Here is a 19,728-nt window from a genome sequence, read left to right on the forward strand (position 1 = left end):
GGTTGCCCCCTCATCGTGGAGGGGGCGCGAAGCGTCCATGTGCATGGTGTGCACGCGCCGCGTTCGTGCGGCTGCCTACAGGACCTGCATGGTGACCGCGACGAAGTGGCAGACGCTGCCACCGATCACGAACAGGTGCCAGATCGCATGCGAGTACGGGATCGATTCACGGTGGTAGAAATAGGTGCCCAGCGTGTACGACAGGCCGCCGGCGAACAGCCAGGCGAGGGTGCCGCCGTCGATCGAGGCCCACATCGGCTTGATCGCCACGACCACCAGCCAGCCCATGGCGATGTAGATCACCGTTGAAAGCACCTTGAAGCGGCCGGTGTAGAACAGCTTGAACACCACGCCGGCCAGCGCCAGCGCCCAGATCGCGGTGAACAGGCCCCAGCCCCACGGACCGCGCAGGCCGATCAGGGTGAACGGGGTGTAGGTGCCAGCGATCAGCACGTAGATCGCGCAGTGGTCGAACACCTTCAACCGGCCCTTGGCGACCGGATGCTGGATGGCGTGATACAGGGTCGAGGCGGTGTACAGCAGCAGCAGAGCGATACCAAATACGATCGCGCTGGCCAGTTGCCAGCCGTCGCCGTAGATCGCAGCCAGCGTGATCAACACTGCGCTTGCTGCCAGCGCGAATACCGCGCCCAAGCCATGGGTCAGGGCGTTGGCGATTTCTTCACGGATCGAAGCAATGGACGTGGTGGACATGGGCATGGGCATCGTTCGCGGGGAGGGGGACCCGCGTCCCCCTATCATCGCCGCGATGGCCGCCAGGTGCACGCCCGTCACCGCATGATTGGTGAATCGGGGGCCAACGCCGAATCCGCAGTCGATCCGCGCCATGCGTGGATGAATGCCCGATGATGCTGCTGGGGCCGGAGCCCATCCCATGCGGAAAGGGAGCCGGCCCCGTGGCATCAGCCCGCCGGAATGGTATGCGCTGCTTCGCGGGTGGCCGAGAAGCGGACGTCCGGCGAGCGCTCCTGCGCCAACTGCAGATTGACCCGGGTCGGCGCCAGGTAGACCAGGTGGCCGGCGGCATCCAGGGCCAGGTTCAGCGCATTCTTCTCGCGGAACTCTTCCAGCTTCTTCTCGTTGCTGCAGTGGACCCAACGCGCGGTGGTCACGCTGACCGGCTCGAAGGTGGCCTCCACGCCGTACTCGTCCTTCAGCCGGTAGGCCGCGACGTCGAACTGCAGCACGCCGACCGCGCCCAGGATCAGGTCGTTGCTGGTGAGCGGACGGAAGAACTGGGTTGCGCCTTCCTCGGACAGCTGGGCCAGGCCCTTCTGCAGCTGCTTGAGCTTGAGCGGATCGCGCAGCCGCGCGCGGCGGAACAGCTCCGGGGCGAAGTTCGGGATGCCGGTGAAAGTGACCGCTTCGCCTTCGGTGAAGGTGTCACCGATGGAGATGGTGCCGTGGTTGTGAATGCCGATCACATCGCCCGGCCATGCCTCGGCGGCGATCTCGCGGTCGCTGGCCATGAAGGTCAGCGCGTTGGCCAGCTTCATTTCCTTGCCGGTACGCACGTGGAATGTCTTCATGCCGGCGCTGAACCGGCCCGAGCAGACGCGCATGAACGCCACGCGGTCACGGTGCTGCGGGTCCATGTTGGCCTGGATCTTGAACACGAAGCCGGTCAGCTTGTTCTCTTCCGGGGCGATCTCGCGGCCGGTGGTGGAACGCGCCTGGGGGGCTGGTGCGTGCTCGACGAAGAAGTCCAGCAGGGGCTGCACGCCGAAGTTGTTCACGCCTGAGCCGAAGAACACCGGGGTCTGCTTGCCGTCGCGATAGGCCTGCAGGTCGAACGGGTGGCTGGCGCCCTGGACCAGTTCCAGTTCGTCGCGCAGGTCGGCCAGCATCTGTGCGCCGATCTTCTCGGCCAGGCCGGGCGCATCAATGGACGGGAAGATGGTCGAGTCCTGGCGGGTGAAATTGCGGCCAGGCTCGTACAGGTGCACTTCGCCGGTCAGCAGGTGGACCACACCCTTCAGGCGCTGGCCCATGCCGATCGGCCAGGTCACCGGCGCGCACTGGATGCCCAGCACGGTCTCCACTTCGTCCAGCAGCTCGATCGGGTCCTTGCCCTCGCGGTCGAGCTTGTTGATGAAGGTCATGATCGGGGTGTCCCGCAGGCGGCACACTTCCATCAGCTTGATGGTGCGCTCTTCCACGCCCTTGGCCACGTCGATCACCATCAGTGCCGAGTCCACCGCGGTGAGCACGCGGTAGGTGTCTTCGCCGAAGTCGGCGTGGCCGGGGGTGTCGAGCAGGTTGACGATCTTGCCCTCGTACGGGAACTGCATCACCGACGAGGTGACGGAGATGCCGCGCTCCTTTTCCAGCGCCATCCAGTCGGAGGTGGCGTGACGGGCAGCCTTGCGGCCCTTGACCGAACCGGCCATCTGGATCGCGCCTCCGAACAGCAGCAGCTTTTCGGTCAGCGTGGTCTTGCCGGCGTCAGGATGGGAAATGATGGCGAAGGTGCGGCGGCGCGACGCTTCGGTGGCGACTTCGGACATGGCAGTGGCGCCCGCCCGGGGCGCTTTTTGTAAGAGATAAGCGCGCGATTATACCGGCCGGCGCCGGTCAGCGCCCGGTACCGCCCTCGGGTTCGCCCTGGCGGGCGAACTGCAGCTGGCCCTGCGCGGTGAAGATGCGCACCGGCACCGAGCGCAGGCCCATGCCGCGGTTGACCTGCACCACGAAGTGCAGGTGCGGGCCGCTGCTGTAGCCGCTGTTGCCGGACAGGCCGATCGGCTGCCCGGCCTGCACCGCCTGGCCACGGCGCACGCGCATGCCGCCGGCCAGCAGGTGGCCATACAGGGCCATGCTGCCATCGCTGTGCAGCACACGGACGAAGTTGGCGCGGCTGCCATCGCGCTCGCGGTCCAGGCCGTTGCCGTGGAAGCCGTCCTGGATCTGCATCACCGTGCCCTCGCGCGCGGCCAGCACGAGAGTGGCCTGAGGCAACGCGAAGTCGACCGCGTCGCGGTTCTCGTCGTCATCGTGGCTGAACCGGCCCTGTGGCGCCTGGTCCACGCGCAGGCGGGGGACATCGAAGGGCAGGCGATAGGCCACGTCTTCGGCCTGTGCGGCAGGGTTGCCCGGCACCGATCGCAGGTGCAGGTCCAGGGTGCGGCCATTGACCGGGGGCGGGAGATGGCCGACCACCAGGCTGCTGTCGCCCTGGATCAGCGATTGCACCGGCAGTCCTTCAACCGGGTGGCCGGGCGCCGCGCGCAGTTCGATCTGCAACGGCCCGGCCAGGGCGTTGTCGATCCGGGCCTGCCAATGCTCGCCGATCGGCTGCAGGCGCAACTGGGCCATCGGCGCGGCGTTCCGTGCGGACCCGGAATCCGCAGCGGGAGCAGCCTGGGGTACCAGTCCCCATCCCTGGCGCCAGTCGCCGGCGCTGGCTGTCGTGCTGGCCAGCAGCGGCAGCAGCAGGCAGGTCAGGGGCAGGCGGGGCATCGGAGTTTCCAATGGCAGGTCGCCAGGAACTGTACCTGATGCTGAACAGGGTGGACGGTACCGCCTTCACGGATTGAAGGTGGAAATATCCATCTCTTTATCCGCATGAAGGGATTGACAGCGCTCCGATGGGCTGGCATCGTGGCTTCACCATCGAGACCGGCAGAGGGACAGGCCCTTTGAAGCCGGGGCAGCCCGCAGGCGCACACGCGTCGGCGTAGGTGCCAAATCCTGCGGGGACCGTCGCGTCCACCGGAAGATGGTTCGAACCATGCACCCTGCGTGCATCTCGAACGCGAGCCCCGCGAAGGCTCGATGGCCGATTCCCCAACCGGATCCCGCCATGAGCTTCGCCACCAGTACCGCCGTTCGCCCCGAACCCTTTGTCCCCGTCAGCGTCCCGGTCGCAGACCGCGTGCATGCCGAGCGCGGTGAGTTCGCCGCGGTGCTGCCGATGCGTCACGCCGGCCCCCGCCCGGTGCGCCTGCGCTACGAATGGGTAGGCCCCGCCAACGCGCCGGCGGTGGTGCTGGCCGGCGGCATTTCCGCCCATCGCCATGTGGCATCCAACGCGCAGTTCAGCGAGAAGGGCTGGGCCGAAGGCCTGGTCGGCAGCGGCCGTGCGCTGGATCCGCAACAGCTGCGTGTGCTCGCCTTCGATTTCATCGGTGCCGATGGTGCGCTGGACGTGCCGATCGATACCGCCGACCAGGCCGATGCATTGGCGCTGGTGCTGGACCATCTGGGCATCCGTGCGCTGAAGGCGTTCGTGGGCTATTCGTACGGCGCGCTGGTCGGCCAGCAGTTCGCGATCCGGCACCGTGCCCGCGTGCGGCAGCTGGTGCTGGCCAGTGGTGCACATCGCCCGCATCCTTACGCGGCTGCCTGGCGTGCGCTGCAGCGCCGCGCGGTCGCCCTAGGCCAGTTGCAGTGCGGCGAGGATCATGGCCTGGCCCTGGCCCGGCAGTTCGCCATGCTCAGCTACCGTACGCCGGAAGAATTCGGCGAGCGTTTCGATGCCGCGCCGGAGGTCATCAACGGCCGCGTGCGCGTGGCCGCCGAGGACTATCTCGACGCAGCCGGCGCGCAGTACGTCGCGCGCACGCCGGTGGCCGCCTACCTGCGCCTGTCCGAATCAATCGACCTGCACCGCGTCGACCCCACCGCGATCCTGCCGCCCACCGTGGTGGTAGCCGTGGAGGGGGACCGCCTGGTGCCGCTGGCCGACCTGGTCGGCCTGGTCGAAGGGCTGGGCCCGCGCGGCAGCCTGCGCGTCCTGCGCTCGCCCTATGGCCACGACGCCTTCCTCAAAGAGACCGATCGCATCGACGCGATCCTCGCCACTGCCTTCCGCACTTCTGGAGAGTCCGCATGAGCCTGCACGCCAACGAGCCATCCTGTAGTCGCACCACTGCCGCCGTCCGTGCCGGCATCGATCGGGACACCGCGCACGGCGCGGTCACGCCACCGATCGTGCTGTCGTCGAACTTCAGCTTTGAAGGTTTCGGCAACAAGCGCCAGTACGACTACACGCGCAGTGGCAATCCCACCCGCGACCTGCTGGGTGAAGCGCTGGCCGAACTGGAGGGCGGCGCCGGCGGCGTCATCACGGCGACCGGCATGGGCGCGATCAACCTGGTGCTGAACGCGCTGCTGCAACCGGGCGACACCCTGGTCGTGCCGCACGATGCGTACGGTGGCAGCTGGCGCCTGTTCAACGCACTGGCGAAGAAGGGGCATTTCGAGCTGGTCACCGCCGACCTGACCGATCCGCGTGCACTGGCCCAGGCCCTGGCCACCCAGCCGAAGCTGGTGCTGGTGGAAACGCCGTCCAACCCGCTGCTGCGCATCACCGACCTGCGCTTCGTCATCGATGCCGCGCACAAGGCCGGCGCACTCGTAGTGGTCGACAACACGTTCCTGTCGCCGGCCCTGCAGCAGCCGCTGTCGTTCGGTGCGGACCTGGTGCTGCATTCCACCACCAAGTACATCAACGGCCACAGCGACGTGGTCGGCGGCGCGGTGGTCGCGCGCGATCCGGCACTGCACGAGCAGCTGGTGTGGTGGGGCAACGCACTGGGCCTGACCGGCTCGCCGTTCGATGCCTTCCTGACCCTGCGCGGCCTGCGCACGCTGGATGCGCGCCTGCGCGTGCACCAGGAGAACACCGCCTCGATCGTTGCCCTGCTGGACCAGCATCCGGCGGTCGGCACGGTGTACTACCCAGGCCTGGCCGATCATCCGGGCCATGCCATCGCTGCCCGCCAGCAAAGCGGCTTCGGCGCGATGCTGTCATTCGAACTGGCGCATTGCCCCGGCGATGATCCGCATGCGGCGGTGCGCGCGTTCGTTGATGGCCTGCGCTGTTTCACCCTGGCCGAATCGCTGGGCGGCGTCGAGAGCCTGGTCGCGCATCCGGCCACCATGACCCATGCGGCGATGACCGCCGAAGCGCGTGTGGCGGCCGGCATCAGCGAGGGCCTGCTGCGGCTGTCGGTCGGCATCGAGGCCGAGCGTGACCTGCTGGCCGATCTGGGCGCGGCGCTGCAGCGTGCCGAAGCGGTGATTGATGCGGCCGCGCGCCGCAAACAGGTGGTGGACGCATGAGCGCGCTTGCCGCTGAAATTCCCGTGCCTGGTGCAGGGCGCCTGGCGCTGCTTGGCACCGGCACGGTGGGCTCGGCCTTCGTGCAGCGCTACCAGGCGTTGCAGGCACGCGGGCTGGAGCTGCCCAGCGTGCAGTGGCTGGCCAATTCGCGCACCGCACTGGCGATCGATCGCGACCTGGCGTTGCCGCTGGAGCTGGCGCGGCGTGCACCGCGCGACGGCCTCGGTTCGCCGCCCTGGGCCGGCGCCGAAGGACTGGAGCGTGGCGACGTGGTGGTTGATGCCACCGCCAGCGAAGACGTGGCCGCACGTCACGTGCAGTGGCTGGCGCGGGGCGTGCACGTGGTGACGGCCAACAAGCTGGGCCGTGGTGCGCAGCTGGCACGCGCGCAGGCCATTGCGGAGAGCTGTGCCGACAGTGGTGCGCGCTATGGCGACAGCGCCACCGTCGGTGCCGGGCTGCCGCTGCTGAGCAGCCTGCGCGCACTGGTGGCCGGTGGTGATCACATCCATGCGATCGAGGGCGTGCTGTCCGGTTCGCTGGCGTGGCTGTTCCATCGCTATGACGGCCGGTCGCCGTTCTCGGCGGCGGTGCGCGAGGCGTTGGCGGCCGGCTACACCGAACCGGATCCGCGCCTGGATCTGTCCGGCGAGGATGTGCGCCGCAAACTGCTGATCCTGGCCCGCAGCAGTGGGCTGGCGTTGGATGCTGCGCAGGTGCAGGTGGATTCGCTGGTACCTGATGCGCTGGCAGCGTTGCCGTTGCCGGGCGCACTGGCTGCGCTGGAACAACTGGATGCGCCGCTGCAGGCGCGTTGGCAGCAGGCGCACGCCAATGGTCGCGTGCTGCGCTTCGTCGGCCGCGTCGACGGCGAGGGCGCGCAGGTGGGACTGCGCGAGTTGCCGGCCGACCATCCCTTGGCGCAGGGGGCGGGTACCGACAACCGCGTGGCCATCCACAGTGATCGCTATCAGCGCCAGCCCTTGTTGATCCAGGGACCGGGCGCGGGCGCGGAAGTGACCGCCGCCGCGCTGCTGGATGATGTGCTGCGGATCGTCGGCTGATCGCATTGTTCCTGTAGAGCCGAACCCATGCTCGGCTCATCCCGCAGGAGGGGATCTGGCCAGAAGCAGCCGGGCATGGGCTCGGCTCTACAGGAGCACGCCTGCCGGTCAGCGCGACTTCAAGGACCTCAGCAACGCGCTGTTGAACTGCTCCGGGTCCTGCACCTGCGGCGAATGGCCCAGCTCGGCGAACTCGACCAGCACGGCCCCGGGAATCGCTGCCGCCGCTGCCTTGCCGAGTGCCGGATAGTTGCCCAGCGTCGCCTTCACCGCAGGCGGCGCCAGGTCGCGGCCGATCGCGGTGCGGTCCCTTTGGCCGATGAACAGCGTGGTCGGCACCTGCAGGTTCTTCAGTTCGTAAACCACTGGCTGGTTGAACACCATGTCCGACGCCAGTGCCTGGCTCCATGCGACCGCCTGCCTGCCGGGGCCTTCGTACATGCCCGACTGCATCCGTGCCCATGTCTCGTAGGCGGGCTTCCATTTGCCGTCGTAGTAGACGTCCAGCTGGTAGCGGCGGATGGTGTCGTAGCTGACCTTCATTTCGCCGGCGTACCATGTGTCCACGCTGCGCCAGGGTACGCCCAGCGCCTTCCAGTCTTCCAGCCCGATCGGGTTCACCAGCGACAGGCTGCGCAGGTCCTGCGGGAACATCAGCGCGTAGCGCACTGCCAGCATGCCGCCCATCGAGTGGCCCACCAGGTGGACCGGCACGTCACCCAGCTGCAGTTGCTGCAGCAGGGCGTGGGTGTTGGCGGCCAGCTGGGCGAACGTGTACTGGTAGCGCTCCGGCTTGCTGGACTTGCAGAAGCCGACCTGGTCCGGTGCGATCACCCGGTAGCCGGCCGCGACGAGCGGCTGGATCGATGCCTTCCAGGTCGCCGCACAGAAGTTCTTGCCGTGCAGCAGTACCACCACGCCGATGGGCGGGTCTTTTGGCGCGATGTCCAGGTAGGCCATCTCCAGGGGTTGGCGCTGCGATTCCAGCGCGAAGGTCTTCACCGGATGGCCGTAATCGAAACCCTCCAGCCGTGGCCCGTAGGCCGGGGCGGCCAGGGCCGACAGCGGAAGGCAGGCAAGCAGGGCGGCAGCGATCACGCGCATGGCGAACTCCAGGGCGAGGGAGCTCCGAGCCTAACCGGAACGCGGTGACGGTGCCTGGTGTAGAGCCGAGCATGGGCTCGGCTCTACAACTCAGCACTCGATGACGTTCACCGCCAGGCCGCCGCGGCTGGTTTCCTTGTACTTGTCCTGCATGTCGCGACCGGTGTCGCGCATGGTCTTGATGACCTTGTCCAGCGACACCTTGTGCTTGCCGTCGCCACGCATCGCCATGCGCGAGGCATTGATCGCCTTCACCGCGCCCATCGCGTTGCGCTCGATGCAGGGGATCTGCACCAGGCCGCCGATCGGGTCGCAGGTCAGGCCCAGGTTGTGCTCCATGCCGATTTCCGCCGCGTTTTCGATCTGGCTCGGGTTGCCACCAAGCGCCGCGACCAGGCCGCCGGCCGCCATCGAGCAGGCCACGCCAACCTCGCCCTGGCAGCCCACTTCGGCACCGGAGATCGAGGCATTTTCCTTGTAGAGGATGCCGATTGCCGCCGAGGTCAGCAGGAAGTCGAACACGCGCTGCTCGTTCGCGCCGGGGCAGAAGCGATCGAAGTAATGCAGCACTGCGGGCAGCACGCCGGCCGCACCGTTGGTTGGCGCGGTCACCACGCGGCCACCGGCAGCGTTCTCCTCATTCACGGCCAGCGCGTACAGGTTGACCCAGTCCAGCGTGGTCAGCGGGTCGCGCATTGCCGCTTCGGGCTTCGACGACAGTTCGCGGTACAGTGCCGGTGCACGACGACCGACCTTCAGTCCACCCGGAAGCACGCCCTCCTCGCGGATGCCGCGTGCCACGCACGACTGCATCGCGCTCCAGATTTCGCGCAGCTTCCCGCGGATCTCGTCTTCGCTGCGCCAGCACTTCTCGTTCTCGAACATCAGCTGGGCGATGCTCAATCCGCTGCGCGCGGTCTGTGCCAGCAGCTCGTCGCCGCTCTTGAACGGGTAGGGCAGCGGCGTTTCGTCGGGCACGATGCGGTCATCGGCTGCATCGTCCTGGTTGACCACGAAGCCGCCACCGACGGAGTAGTAATCGCGGGTGGCGATCACTTCGTCGTCGGCGTTGTACGCGGTGAAGCGCATGCCGTTGGTGTGGTAGGGCAGCTTCTGGCGCTTGTTCATGCCGAGGTCGCGCTTCTCGTCGAACGCGATCTTGTGCTGGCCCATCAGCTGGAGGCGCTTGCTGCTGCGGATGCGCTCCAGGGTGGCCGGGATGATGTCCGGGTCGATCAGGTTCGGCCGCTGGCCCTCCAGGCCCAGCAGGATCGCCTTGTCCGTACCATGGCCGCGGCCGGTCAGCGCCAGCGAACCATAGACATCGGCGCGGATGCGGGCGACCTCGTGCAGCCGGCCCGGGTCCAGCAACCAGCGGTGGATGAATCGCTCGGCGGCCTTCATCGGCCCGACGGTGTGCGAGGAACTCGGGCCAATGCCGATCTTGAAAACGTCGAACGTGCTGACAGCCATGGATGCCAAACTGCGGGTACCGGACAAGCCGCTATTCTAGCGGCTTGCCGGGCCACTCGATGGCTGCGGCGCAGCATTCGGGCCAAGGGAGCAAAAACGGTGTTGACCCTGTTCCAGCGTGACGACTGCCACCTGTGCGACATGGCACTGGCCGAGCTGGCCAAGGCGCGCGCGCCGGAATTCGACTCGGTGTTCCTGGACGACCAGCCTGCGCTGGAAGCCCGCTATGGCGCGCGGGTGCCGGTGCTGCGTGACGAGCGCGGCGACCGCGAGCTGGACTGGCCGTTCGACGCGGCGACGGTGCAGGCCTGGCTGGCTGAAAGCCCACTGTAGAGCCGGGCCACGCCCGGCCGAAGCGCGCATCGCAACCTGGACAGCAGCCGAGCATGGCTCGGCTCTACAGGATGCGGCCGGGGCAGTACCCCCGGCCCGTTGTTGCTCACTTGGCGTTGAACTTCACGATCGTGCTGATCGCGGTTTCGTCCGGAATCGTCTTGGTGTCGGCCCAGTCGCCGCCGCCGACGCCGAAGTCCAGGCGCTTGACCGTGGCCTTTCCTGTCAGGACCGGCTGCGCGCCCGGCTTCCAGGTGAAGGTCAGGGTGACCGGCTTGCTGACCCCGCGCAGCTCCAGCGTACCGTCCGCGGCGAACTGATCATTGCCGAGCGCACGGAAACCCTTGGCGGTATAGCGCGCGGTAGCGAACTTGCTGACATTGAAGAAGTCTGCCCCCTGCAGGGTCGAGTCACGGTCGCTGTTGCCGCTCTTGGCGCCGGCCAGCGGGATCACCACGTCCAGCGAGCCGGCGGAGGGGTTGGCCGGGTCGAAGCTGAGCTTGGTCGCAAAGCCCGGAAAGCTGCCGGTAAACACTTCGCCGTCGTACTTGGTGGCAAACACCAGGATGGAACCAGCGCCGGGGGCCTGCGCGTAGTCGGCGGCGAGCGCCGGGGCGGTTGCCAGCATGCCGGCCAGGGCGGTGGCCACGGCGGCCGGAGTGGTCAGTTTCAGCTTCATCGGTCAGTCCTTCTGAGGGGAGGCGAGCCAGCCGCGCGGCAACATGCGGGACAACGTTGCGTCGCGCTGGAACAGGTGGTGGTAGAAGGCGGCACCGGCATGGGCCAGGACCACCGCGATCAACAGCCAGAAGCCGTACTCATGGAGGGCATGGGACACCGCCACGACCTGCGGGTCCGGGGCGCTCAGCTTGGGCACGTCGACCAGGCCGAACCAGCGGAACGGGCGCAGGCCGCTGGCCGAATCGTACAGCCAGCCCGACAGCGGAATGGCGAACATCAGCACATACAGCAGCACGTGGGTGGCACTGGCGATGCGTTCCTGCCAGCCAGGCACGCCGGGCACCGGTTTCGGGGCTCCGGCGTACAGGCGCCAGCCGAGACGGAACAGCACCAGCGCCAGCACGGTGATGCCGATCGACTTGTGCGCGGTGTAGACCCAGAAGTACTTGGGCGTCCTGGGCAGTTCATCCATGGTCAGGCCGACCACGCCAAGGGCGAGGATCAGCACTGCGATCAACCAATGCAGGGTCTGGCTGACACTTCCCCAGGCGGCGGGGGTGTTCTTGGCGGTCATGCGGGGTCCTCTAGCGGGCCGTCTTGGGGTTGGAGCGGGAAGCGGGGGCGGGGGGTCCCGGCGCATCGCTGCGCTCAAGGGTGGCTTCAGCCTCGATCCGCAGCTGTACCGCGTCACCGATGACGCCGGGCCAGGCGGTGATGCCGAACGCGCGCCGGCTCAGTGTGGTGCTGGCGGAAAAGCCGGCGGTGCGCCGGAAAGGAGGGAGCGGGTAGCGCTTGATGGCGTTGAGCGTCACGTCCAGCGTGATTTCCTGGCTGACCCCGCGCAGGGTGAGGGTGCCGATGACGCGGGCATGCCGGTCATCGATCGGTTCGACCCGGGTGGAGACGAATCGCGCGCTGGGGAAACGCTCGCCGTCGAGCAGGCTGCGGGCCAGCGTGGCCTGGTTCCATTGGGGATCGCCAAGGTCCAATCGCGACACGGGCACCTCGACGTCGAGACTGGCTTCGCGCCAGTTGTCGGGATCGAACTGCAGGCGGCCTTCACTCCCGGACACCGTGCCCATGGCCTGCGAGTAGCCCGCGTGGTCGATGGTGAACAGCACCCGCGTATGCACCGGATCGAGACGATATGCCTCTGCAGCCGCCCAGGAGGGATCGGTGGCGAGCAGCATCGGCAGCAGGGCCAGGGCCAGGCGGGGACGCATCGATGGCGGGCTCCGGAACGGGGACACTGCGATCATACGCACAGGTCCCCGACAACGCTGCGTGCATGGCTGCAACAGTTCGTGGTGGGATGTGCAGGGAAACAGGCTGTTGCAGCCGGGGCTCCCCCCTGTGTGACAATCAGGGCAGGACAGGGGGTTCAGGATGACGATTGGCTGGCGCCTGGGGTGCCGATGCATCTGGGCGGGACTGCTGCTGCTGGCCGCTGCTGCGGCGGCTGCCAGCGTGGACATGGCCGAAACACCGCGCTTGCGCCGGTTTGGTGCCGCCGAAGGCATGCCGTCGCGGACGGTGCTGGCCCTGGCGGAGGACCGCCAGGGGCATGTCTGGGCGGCCACCGATGGCGGCCTGGTGCGCTACGACGGCGCAGGCCTGCGGGTCTGGGAGCACGATCCGCAACAGCCGGGTTCGCTGCCGGGCAACGAGATCGAGACCCTGCTCGTCGATCCGCTGGACCGCGTATGGGTCGGAATCAACGGCAAGGGCCTGGCACGGCTCGATGCGGACCGCGCGCGCTTCAGGACGTTCGATGCGTTCAACGGCGTGCACATGGGCGAGGTGTGGACGCTGGCCTACACCGACGACGCATTGTGGATCGGCACCAGCGCCCGCGGCGTCTGCCGCCTGGATGAGGACGGCAGCCTGCGCTTCTTCAGGCATGACCCGGCCCGGCCCGGCGGGTTGCCCAGCAACACCATCTTCAGCAGCCTGGTCGACACGAAGGGACGCCTGTGGATCGGCACCGAAGCCGGGGTGGCGCGGTGGAACGGCCAAGGATTCGAGCCCGTGGCACCCCGCGAACTGGGCCAGCTGAGCGTGCTGCGGCTGAGCCGCGATCCGGATGGGTCGATCTGGGTCGGTAGCCAGAATGACGGCCTGTACCGTGTCGACCCGGAGGATCGGGTCAGTCGCCCGCGATGGGCCGACAGTGCTCGGCTGCGCTCAGCGCTGGTGCTGGCTGATCGTCAGGGAGGTTACTGGGTGGGGATGTCCGAAGGCCTGCTGCGCGGTGACGCCAGCGCGCTGCGCCGGCTCGACGGTGATCGCGGCAGTGGTTTTCTGACGGCACACAGCGGTGTGCTTGATCTGCTGCAGGACCATGAAGGAGGGCTGTGGGTGGCCCTGCTGACCCAGGGGCTGGCCTACCTGCCGCCCGACTGGCGCCGCTTCTCGATCTGGAACCAGCTGGACGGCAAGCCGCTGGACAGCCAGTACCTGCTGAGTGCGGCCAGCGATGGCCGGAACTACTACGTGGGTTCGGCGCACGGCGTGTACCAGCTGGATGCGCAGGGCACGCTGCGGCTGCTGGCCAGTGAGCGCGAGATCGGCAATGGTGCGGTGTGGTCGGTGTTGCCGCGGCCGGGCGGGCGCCTGTGGCTGGGGCGCGCCGGTCGCCTGAGCGTGTACGACCCCGCCACCCGTGCGCTGAACGACTGGCACCTCGACGGTGGCGCCGACCTGCGCCAGCGCATCGACCTGATGCGGCAGGCGCCCGACGGCACGGTGTGGCTTTCGGTGATGAACCTTGGACTGCAGCAACGAAATGCGGACGGCCGCCTGCTGCGCAGCTACCCGCTGGATGATTTCCACGAAGCCACCGATGCGCCTGTCGAGCAGATCCGTTTCGATGCCCTGGGCAAGCCCTGGATTGTCGGGAACATGGGGGTCTGGCGCGAACAGGCCGGGCGCTTCGAGGCCATACCGGGCGTTTCGCGCGGGCCCATCTTCGACCTGGCCTGGATTGATCCGCAACAGCTCTGGCTGGCCCGGCAAGGGGCGTTCGAGCGCTACCAGTGGAACGGCACCAGCCTGCACCTGGTCCAGCGCATCGATGGAAGCGCCGGCGTGCCTCCGGTCAGCATGGGCGGGCTGGCGCTGGCTGACGATGGCCGCCTGTGGGCAACCACGCCGCGCGGGCTGCTGCGCTGGGATCCCGGCGCACGCCGCCTGCAGCAGTTCAACGAACGCAACGGCCTGCCCGACGCCGAATTCACCGGCCGGCCGCCAGCGGTGAATGCCGACGGTCGCGTGCTGGCGGTCGCGCAGTCCGGGCTGGTCGCGTTCGACGTGAACGCCGCCGATGTCGTGCTGCCGCCCTCGTCGCTGGTGATCACCGATGTACGCGTACGCCGCGAGGATGCCCGCGGCTGGCAACCCCTGCCGATCACCGGGACGCTGTTGCTGGGGCCCGATGATCGCGACCTGCAGATCAATGCGCGGTTGCTGTCCTATGCAAACCCGCAGGGCAACCGTTACCGCTTCCGGGTGCAGGGTTATGACCAGGACTGGGTGGAGCAGGGCAGTGACGGGCAACGCACGTTGTCGCGGCTGCCGACGGGCCGTTATGTCATCGAAGTGCAGGCGGCGACGGCCAATGGCACATGGACCCCTGCGCAGACGCTGCACGCGAAAGTGCTGCCGCCGTGGTGGCGCAGCGGCATGGCGATCTTTGGTTACCTGCTGATCGGTTCCCTGCTGCTGCTCACCCTGGCATGGTCGATCCGGGCGCGCCTGCGCCGCCGCCAGCAATGGCAGTTGACCGTGCACAAGCAACGGCTGGCCGAGCAGGCTTCGCAGGCCAAGAGTCGCTTCCTGGCCACGCTGGGCCACGAGGTGCGCACGCCGATGACCGGGGTGCTTGGCATGAGCGAGTTGCTGCTGGCGACGCCACTGGATCCGGTGCAGCGCAGCTATGCCGGCTCGATCCAGCAGGCCGGCAGCCACCTGCTGCGGCTGGTGAATGATGCGCTCGACCTGGCCCGCATCGAAGCGGGCCGCCTGGAGCTGGATCTGCGCCCGTTCGACCTGGTTGGCCTGCTCGACCAGGTACAGTCGCTCATGCAGCCGATGGCGGCGCAGCGCCACCTGGACTTCCAGCGGGGTGATGATCCGCCGGGGCCGGTCAGCGTAAGCGGCGATGAGATGCGTGTGCGCCAGATCCTGCTCAACCTCCTCGGCAATGCGATCAAGTTCACCGAGCGTGGCCATGTCGGCCTGGCCGTGCAGCTGGATGAGAAGGGGGCGGGACTTTGCTTCGAGGTGCATGACAGTGGCCCGGGCATCAGCGCCGAACAGCAGGCACGCCTGTTCCACCGCTTCGAACAGGCCGACGGCCCGCGCACGGCATCACGTTACGGCGGCAGCGGGCTGGGCCTGGCGATCTGCCAGGAGCTGGCCGTGGCCATGAATGGCCGGATCGAGGTGGACAGCCAGCTGGGCAAGGGCGCGCGCTTCCGGGTGTGGTTGCCCCTGCCATGGACGCGGCAGGCCACGAGCGCGCCAGGCGAGGCGACCCTGTTGCCGGTGCTGCCGCCCCTGCGCATCCTGCTGGTCGAAGACGATGCGACGGTGGCCGAGGTCATTGGCGGGCTGCTGCGCAGCCGGGGCCATGAGGTCGTGCATGTCCTGCACGGCCTGGGTGCGCTCTCGGAGATCGCTACCCACGGCTTCGACGCAGGCCTGCTCGACCTCGACCTGCCGGCAATGGATGGCACCTCCATCGCCCGCCAGCTGCGCACGATGGGGTACGAGCTTCCGCTGGTCGCGGTCACCGCGCGCTCCGATGCCTATGCCGAGACGCAGGTGCTGGCCGCCGGATTCGACGGTTTCCTGCGCAAGCCGGTGACCGGCGACATGCTGGTGGCAGCGATTGCACAGGCCCACGCGAAACGCCAGTCGCGCCATTGAATGCGTCGGTGCGCGGCGTGAACGGGCTGACTTTCGGTTTACCATGCCGACGCTCGCAGCGCGGGCACCATCAGGCAGCGTGAGGAGGCAATCGGTGACGTATCTGAGGGCGGCGATGGTGCTGCTGGTCCTCCTGTGCTGCCTGCCACCTGCTGCAGCGCAGCCGGTGCCTCCCAGCCCCCGGCAGGTGACGGTGTTCGACGGATTGCCGTCCAACACGGTCAACCGCATGGCCGAGGACCGCTACGGCTACCTGTGGATCGCCACCAACGACGGCCTGGCCCGCTATGACGGGCGCAATTACCGGATCTGGCGCTCGGAGGACGGGTTGCGCGACAACCGCATCTGGACGGTGCTGGTCGATGCCCGCAACCAGCTGTGGATCGGCACCGAGAACGCCGGGCTGGTGCGGATGTCGGCCGACCGCCGCCAGCTGCACTTCTACGACCGCAGCAGCCAACCGCTGATGGGCTCCAACACCGTGTGGAGCCTGGCGGCCACGCCGGACGGCTCGGTCTGGTTCGGTACGCACGAAGGTGGCCTGTACCGGCTGGACAGCCAGGATCGATTGCAGCGCTTCCTGCCGGAGGCCAACAATCCGCGCAGCCTGCCGGCGGCATCGGTGCCCTACCTGGCGACGCTGGCCGATGGCAGCCTGTGGATCGGCACCAAGCACGGTGTCGCGCGCTGGACCGGGACCGATTTCGAGCGCATCGGTGAGGGCCTCATCCCCAGCGAGCTGATCAATGGCCTGACTGCCGAGCCTGACGGCAGCCTGTGGATCAGCACCATGGCCGGTGCCACGGTGCGTCGCCCCGACGGCCGATTCGAAGCCCCGCCGTGGGCGCTGCCGGAGGGCGAGCAGATCCTGGGCATGATGCTGCGTGACGAGCAGGGCGGTTATTGGCTGGACACCCGGACCGGCCTGGGCCGGGCGGTCAATGGCCAGTACCAGGCCGTGCCGCTGTACAGCGCGGTGGCGCGTGGCCCGGTACGGCCGAACTGGACCGGCGCCTACGAGGATCGTGAAGGAGGGATCTGGCTGGCCAGCACCAATGCCGGCCTCTGGCACCTGTTGCCACGCTGGTGGCAGTTCTCGGTGCTGTCGCGACTGGAGGATGACCCCGGTTCGCTGCGTAATGCCTTCGTGCTGGGCACCAGCCCGTCGAGCAGTGGCGGCGTCTGGACCGTCGGCAGCCACGGCGCGTTGGACCGCTTCGACCCGAAGACCGGCCGCATCGAACAGCATCGCACCTGGGTCAATGGCATGCACTGGCTGACGTCGGTGCGCGAGGATCGGCGCGGCCAGGTCTGGATCGGTTCGAATGATGCACTGCTGCGCTACGACCCGAAGCGGCGCGACCTGCGCCGCTGGGGCCGTGATGCCGGCGCCGACGCGACCATGGAGGGCGTCATCGAATCGATGATGACCTGCGATGGCGACAGCCTCTGGCTGATGTTGCCGTCCGGCCTGCAGCAGCGCGACCTGGACGGGCGCCTGCGTCGCCAACTGGACAATGGCCAGCGCGGATTGCAGCAGGGCCAGCTCAATCTTGATGTCGAATGCGGGCCGCAGGACCACATCTGGCTGGCCAGCAGCCGTGGCCTGCTGCAGTGGCTGCCGGAAAGCGAACGCTTCCAGCCGGTGCCCGGCGCGCCTGCCACGGCCATCCATGCGATGCACGTCGGCAGCAACGGCGAGGTCTGGCTGTCCGAGGATGGCCGCCTGTCGAGATACCACTGGAGCCAGGGCCGTCTGGAGCGGCAGGCAGTGGTCGGTGCCGAGCAGGGCTATCCGGCGATCTCCGCGACCAGCCTGGTGGTCGATGCGCAGGGCGTGGCCTGGGCCACCAGCGCGCGCGGCCTGGTGCGGGTCGGGGCCGATGGCCAAAGCGTGCGCCTGTATGGCGTGCACGACGGCCTGCCGAGCCAGGAGTTCCGCGAGCACACCCTGGTGATGTCCAAGGATGGCTACCTGGTGGCGGGGACGCCGGCAGGCGTTGTGGTGTTCGACCCGGAGCAGGTGCGGCCATCCTTGCGGCGCGCGCCCCTGGTGATCGAGCGGGTCGAGGTGCGCCGCAACGAGCAGGTGCTGGACCTGACCCACGACACGCCATTGCAGATCGCCGATGGCGACCGCGACCTGCGCATCGTGGCGCGCCTGCTGTCGTTCGCCGATTCGGCGTCCAACACCTACCGCTACCGGCTGGCCGGCTATGACCCGGACTGGGTGGAAGTGGGGCCGGCAGGTGAGCGCCTGTTCTCGCGGCTGCCACCGGGCAGCTATCGGCTGGAAGTGCAGGCCCGTTCGGCCGACCACGTCTGGTCGCGGGTGCAGGGCCTGGAGTTCCGCGTGCAGCCGCCGTGGTGGCGCAGCCTGTCCGGCCTGCTGGTGCTGGCCTCGTTCGCGCTGCTGCTGACCAGTTGGTTCGCCTGGCTGTACCGCCGCCGCCTGCAGCGCCGGCATGCCTACCAGCTGGCACTGCACAAGCAGGAGCTGGCCGAACAGGCTTCGGCGGCCAAGACCCGCTTCCTGGCCAACCTCGGCCATGAGATCCGTACGCCGATGACGGGGGTGCTGGGCATGAGCGAACTGCTGCTGGCCTCGCCGCTGGACCCCCAGCAGCGCGGCTACACGCAGTCGATCCGGCATGCAGGCGAGCACCTGCTGCACCTGGTCAACGATGCGCTGGACCTGGCACGTATCGAGTCGGGACGGCTGGAGCTGCAGTCCAAGCCGTTCATGCTGGGCAGCCTGCTGCAGGACCTGTCCGCGTTGATGGGACCGCTGGCTGCCCAGAAGGGCCTGCGCTTCATCCTCGACAACCAGTTGCCGCCAGGGCTGCAGGCCACCGGCGACGCGATGCGGGTGCGCCAGATCCTGCTCAACCTGCTGTCGAACGCGGTCAAGTTCACCAGCCGCGGCACGGTCACCCTGCACGCCCGCAGCGATACCGGGCTTCGCTCGCTGCGCTTCGAAGTGCGTGACACTGGCCCGGGCATCAGCCAGGAGCAGCAGCTGCGCCTGTTCCGCCGCTTCGAGCAGGCCGACGGTGCGCGCACGGCGGCGCAGTATGGTGGCAGCGGCCTGGGCCTAGCGATCTGCCGTGAACTGGCGCAGGCGATGCACGGCCGTATCCAGGTGGAGAGCCAGCTCGGCCGTGGCACCTGCTTCGGCGTGATCCTGCCGCTGCCACTGAGAATCGATGACCATGCCGGAGCGGAGGTTGACGCGCGTCGTGACGATGCTGCCAACCTGCCGCCGCTGCGCGTATTGCTGGTCGAGGACGACACCACCGTGGCCGATGTGATGCGCGGCCTGTTGAGCGCACGCGGCCATGAGGTGGTGCATGCCGGCCATGCGCTGGCGGCGCTGCGCGAGGTCAGTGCCGCTGATTTCGACGTCGGCCTGCTGGACCTGGACCTGCCGGGCCTGAGCGGTTTCGAGCTGGCCCAGCACCTGCGCAACCAGGGCTACATGCTGCCGCTGCTGGCGGTGACGGCGCGGACCGATCCTGACCTGCAGCAGCAGGTGGAAGCGGCCGGTATCGGGGGGTTCCTGCGCAAGCCGGTGACCGGCGAGCTGCTGGTGGAAGCGATTGCCAGGGTGATGGGCAGGTAGGGTTTGTTGCAGGGCTTGCAGCCCTGCACTTGCAGAATCAACGTCAACGTCAACGTCAACGTCAAAAGCCTGCATTCCGTGGGATGGCGGGGTGGGTCCGGTTGCGGGGGACGCTGCAGGTCCCCCTCCGCGGCCCGGCCCAGCCGCTGGCGGCTGGGTGTTCGGGCGCTTGCGAAGCAGTGCTTCGCAAGCAAAGCGCCCTCACCCATGTAAGCTCGGTCGCCGCTTGCTCGTGTGCGCAGTCCTGCGCACACGGCAAGACCGGGGTTGCGCGTCCTGCCCAACCTGCCCGAGGCATGCCTCGGGCCCATGCGGCTCACGCCGCCGCAACCGGACCCACCCCGCCTTCGACAGTTTTCCGCGATTTGTCGGAGCACGGGGTCGGATCCCGTTGCTGCGCAACGGGCTCTGACCCCCAATCTGGAATTCGATATC

14 protein-coding genes and 1 riboswitch are annotated in these 19,728 nt (G+C 68.1%); of the genes, 6 read left to right on the plus strand and 8 right to left on the minus strand.

Annotated elements, in window-relative coordinates:
- Positions 1-75 precede the first annotated feature (75 nt).
- The 3 genes from trhA to A9K58_RS14040 all read right to left on the minus strand — a co-directional run bounded on the left by trhA (position 76) and on the right by A9K58_RS14040 (position 3,480).
- Positions 76-714, minus strand: a complete 639-nt coding sequence (gene trhA, locus A9K58_RS14030) for a PAQR family membrane homeostasis protein TrhA (RefSeq protein WP_065199914.1) — start codon at positions 712-714, stop codon at positions 76-78.
- 209 nt (positions 715-923) lie between these two features.
- Complete coding sequence (locus A9K58_RS14035) at positions 924-2,528, minus strand: peptide chain release factor 3 (RefSeq protein ID WP_065199915.1); 1,605 nt, start codon at positions 2,526-2,528, stop codon at positions 924-926.
- A 67-nt stretch (positions 2,529-2,595) separates the two neighbouring features.
- Positions 2,596-3,480 (minus strand): M23 family metallopeptidase, encoded by an 885-nt coding sequence (locus A9K58_RS14040; protein ID WP_065199916.1) that lies wholly within the window; start codon positions 3,478-3,480, stop codon positions 2,596-2,598.
- Between the two features lie 147 nt (positions 3,481-3,627).
- Positions 3,628-3,746, plus strand: a riboswitch (SAM riboswitch).
- Between the two features lie 77 nt (positions 3,747-3,823).
- On the opposite strand from A9K58_RS14040, the gene metX reads away from it, so the two are divergent.
- From metX to A9K58_RS14055, 3 genes are read left to right on the plus strand one after another with little or no spacing between them, the layout of a single operon-like run.
- Entirely contained in the window at positions 3,824-4,855 is a 1,032-nt protein-coding gene (gene metX, locus A9K58_RS14045; protein WP_065199917.1) for a homoserine O-succinyltransferase MetX, read from the plus strand.
- Complete coding sequence (locus tag A9K58_RS14050) at positions 4,852-6,087, plus strand: O-succinylhomoserine (thiol)-lyase (RefSeq protein ID WP_065199918.1); 1,236 nt, start codon at positions 4,852-4,854, stop codon at positions 6,085-6,087. The genes metX and A9K58_RS14050 overlap by 4 nt, the downstream gene beginning before the upstream one ends.
- Positions 6,084-7,151, plus strand: a complete 1,068-nt coding sequence (locus tag A9K58_RS14055) for a homoserine dehydrogenase family protein (RefSeq protein WP_065199919.1) — start codon at positions 6,084-6,086, stop codon at positions 7,149-7,151. The genes A9K58_RS14050 and A9K58_RS14055 overlap by 4 nt, the downstream gene beginning before the upstream one ends.
- Before the next feature lie 108 nt (positions 7,152-7,259).
- On the opposite strand, the gene A9K58_RS14060 is transcribed toward A9K58_RS14055, so the two are convergent.
- Both A9K58_RS14060 and A9K58_RS14065 read right to left on the minus strand, forming a co-directional pair.
- Positions 7,260-8,255 carry an alpha/beta fold hydrolase gene (locus A9K58_RS14060; RefSeq protein ID WP_065199920.1) on the minus strand — a complete coding sequence of 332 codons (996 nt, stop codon included), beginning with the start codon at positions 8,253-8,255 and terminating at the stop codon, positions 7,260-7,262.
- Between the two features lie 90 nt (positions 8,256-8,345).
- Complete coding sequence (locus tag A9K58_RS14065; protein ID WP_065199921.1) at positions 8,346-9,728, minus strand: L-serine ammonia-lyase; 1,383 nt, start codon at positions 9,726-9,728, stop codon at positions 8,346-8,348.
- 99 nt (positions 9,729-9,827) lie between these two features.
- Between A9K58_RS14065 and A9K58_RS14070 the strand changes: the two genes are divergently transcribed.
- Positions 9,828-10,061 (plus strand): glutaredoxin family protein, encoded by a 234-nt coding sequence (locus tag A9K58_RS14070; protein WP_065199922.1) that lies wholly within the window; start codon positions 9,828-9,830, stop codon positions 10,059-10,061.
- A gap of 106 nt (positions 10,062-10,167) precedes the next feature.
- Here A9K58_RS14070 and A9K58_RS14075 read toward each other — a convergent pair whose 3' ends face one another.
- Genes A9K58_RS14075 through A9K58_RS14085 form a run of 3 tightly spaced genes read right to left on the minus strand, consistent with a single transcriptional unit; the run spans position 10,168 to position 11,965 of the window.
- Positions 10,168-10,740 (minus strand): YceI family protein, encoded by a 573-nt coding sequence (locus A9K58_RS14075; RefSeq protein WP_065199923.1) that lies wholly within the window; start codon positions 10,738-10,740, stop codon positions 10,168-10,170.
- Positions 10,741-10,743: 3 nt separating this feature from the next.
- Positions 10,744-11,316: a cytochrome b gene (locus A9K58_RS14080; RefSeq protein ID WP_065199924.1), complete on the minus strand. Its 573-nt coding sequence runs from the start codon at positions 11,314-11,316 to the stop codon at positions 10,744-10,746.
- A 10-nt stretch (positions 11,317-11,326) separates the two neighbouring features.
- Positions 11,327-11,965, minus strand: coding sequence for a YceI family protein (locus A9K58_RS14085; protein WP_065199925.1), 639 nt, complete (start codon positions 11,963-11,965; stop codon positions 11,327-11,329).
- Positions 11,966-12,128: 163 nt separating this feature from the next.
- Here A9K58_RS14085 and A9K58_RS14090 point away from each other — a divergent pair, with 163 nt between their 5' ends.
- Both A9K58_RS14090 and A9K58_RS14095 read left to right on the plus strand, forming a co-directional pair.
- Complete coding sequence (locus tag A9K58_RS14090; RefSeq protein ID WP_065199926.1) at positions 12,129-15,671, plus strand: sensor histidine kinase; 3,543 nt, start codon at positions 12,129-12,131, stop codon at positions 15,669-15,671.
- A gap of 94 nt (positions 15,672-15,765) precedes the next feature.
- Entirely contained in the window at positions 15,766-19,293 is a 3,528-nt protein-coding gene (locus A9K58_RS14095) for a hybrid sensor histidine kinase/response regulator (RefSeq protein WP_065199927.1), read from the plus strand.
- The last annotated feature ends 435 nt before the right edge of the window (positions 19,294-19,728 follow it).

This window comes from Stenotrophomonas maltophilia, from assembly GCF_001676385.1.
Classification (GTDB): domain Bacteria; phylum Pseudomonadota; class Gammaproteobacteria; order Xanthomonadales; family Xanthomonadaceae; genus Stenotrophomonas; species Stenotrophomonas maltophilia_J.

Coding starts and splice junctions, on each gene's coding strand:
- A9K58_RS14050 (WP_065199918.1), top strand. CDS start 4,852: ATGAGCCTGCACGCCAACGAGCCATCCTGTAGTCGCACCACTGCCGCC.
- A9K58_RS14060 (WP_065199920.1), bottom strand. CDS start 8,255: ATGCGCGTGATCGCTGCCGCCCTGCTTGCCTGCCTTCCGCTGTCGGCC.
- A9K58_RS14085 (WP_065199925.1), bottom strand. CDS start 11,965: ATGCGTCCCCGCCTGGCCCTGGCCCTGCTGCCGATGCTGCTCGCCACC.
- A9K58_RS14040 (WP_065199916.1), bottom strand. CDS start 3,480: ATGCCCCGCCTGCCCCTGACCTGCCTGCTGCTGCCGCTGCTGGCCAGC.
- A9K58_RS14055 (WP_065199919.1), top strand. CDS start 6,084: ATGAGCGCGCTTGCCGCTGAAATTCCCGTGCCTGGTGCAGGGCGCCTG.
- metX (WP_065199917.1), top strand. CDS start 3,824: ATGAGCTTCGCCACCAGTACCGCCGTTCGCCCCGAACCCTTTGTCCCC.
- A9K58_RS14090 (WP_065199926.1), top strand. CDS start 12,129: ATGACGATTGGCTGGCGCCTGGGGTGCCGATGCATCTGGGCGGGACTG.
- A9K58_RS14035 (WP_065199915.1), bottom strand. CDS start 2,528: ATGTCCGAAGTCGCCACCGAAGCGTCGCGCCGCCGCACCTTCGCCATC.
- A9K58_RS14075 (WP_065199923.1), bottom strand. CDS start 10,740: ATGAAGCTGAAACTGACCACTCCGGCCGCCGTGGCCACCGCCCTGGCC.
- A9K58_RS14065 (WP_065199921.1), bottom strand. CDS start 9,728: ATGGCTGTCAGCACGTTCGACGTTTTCAAGATCGGCATTGGCCCGAGT.
- A9K58_RS14080 (WP_065199924.1), bottom strand. CDS start 11,316: ATGACCGCCAAGAACACCCCCGCCGCCTGGGGAAGTGTCAGCCAGACC.
- trhA (WP_065199914.1), bottom strand. CDS start 714: ATGTCCACCACGTCCATTGCTTCGATCCGTGAAGAAATCGCCAACGCC.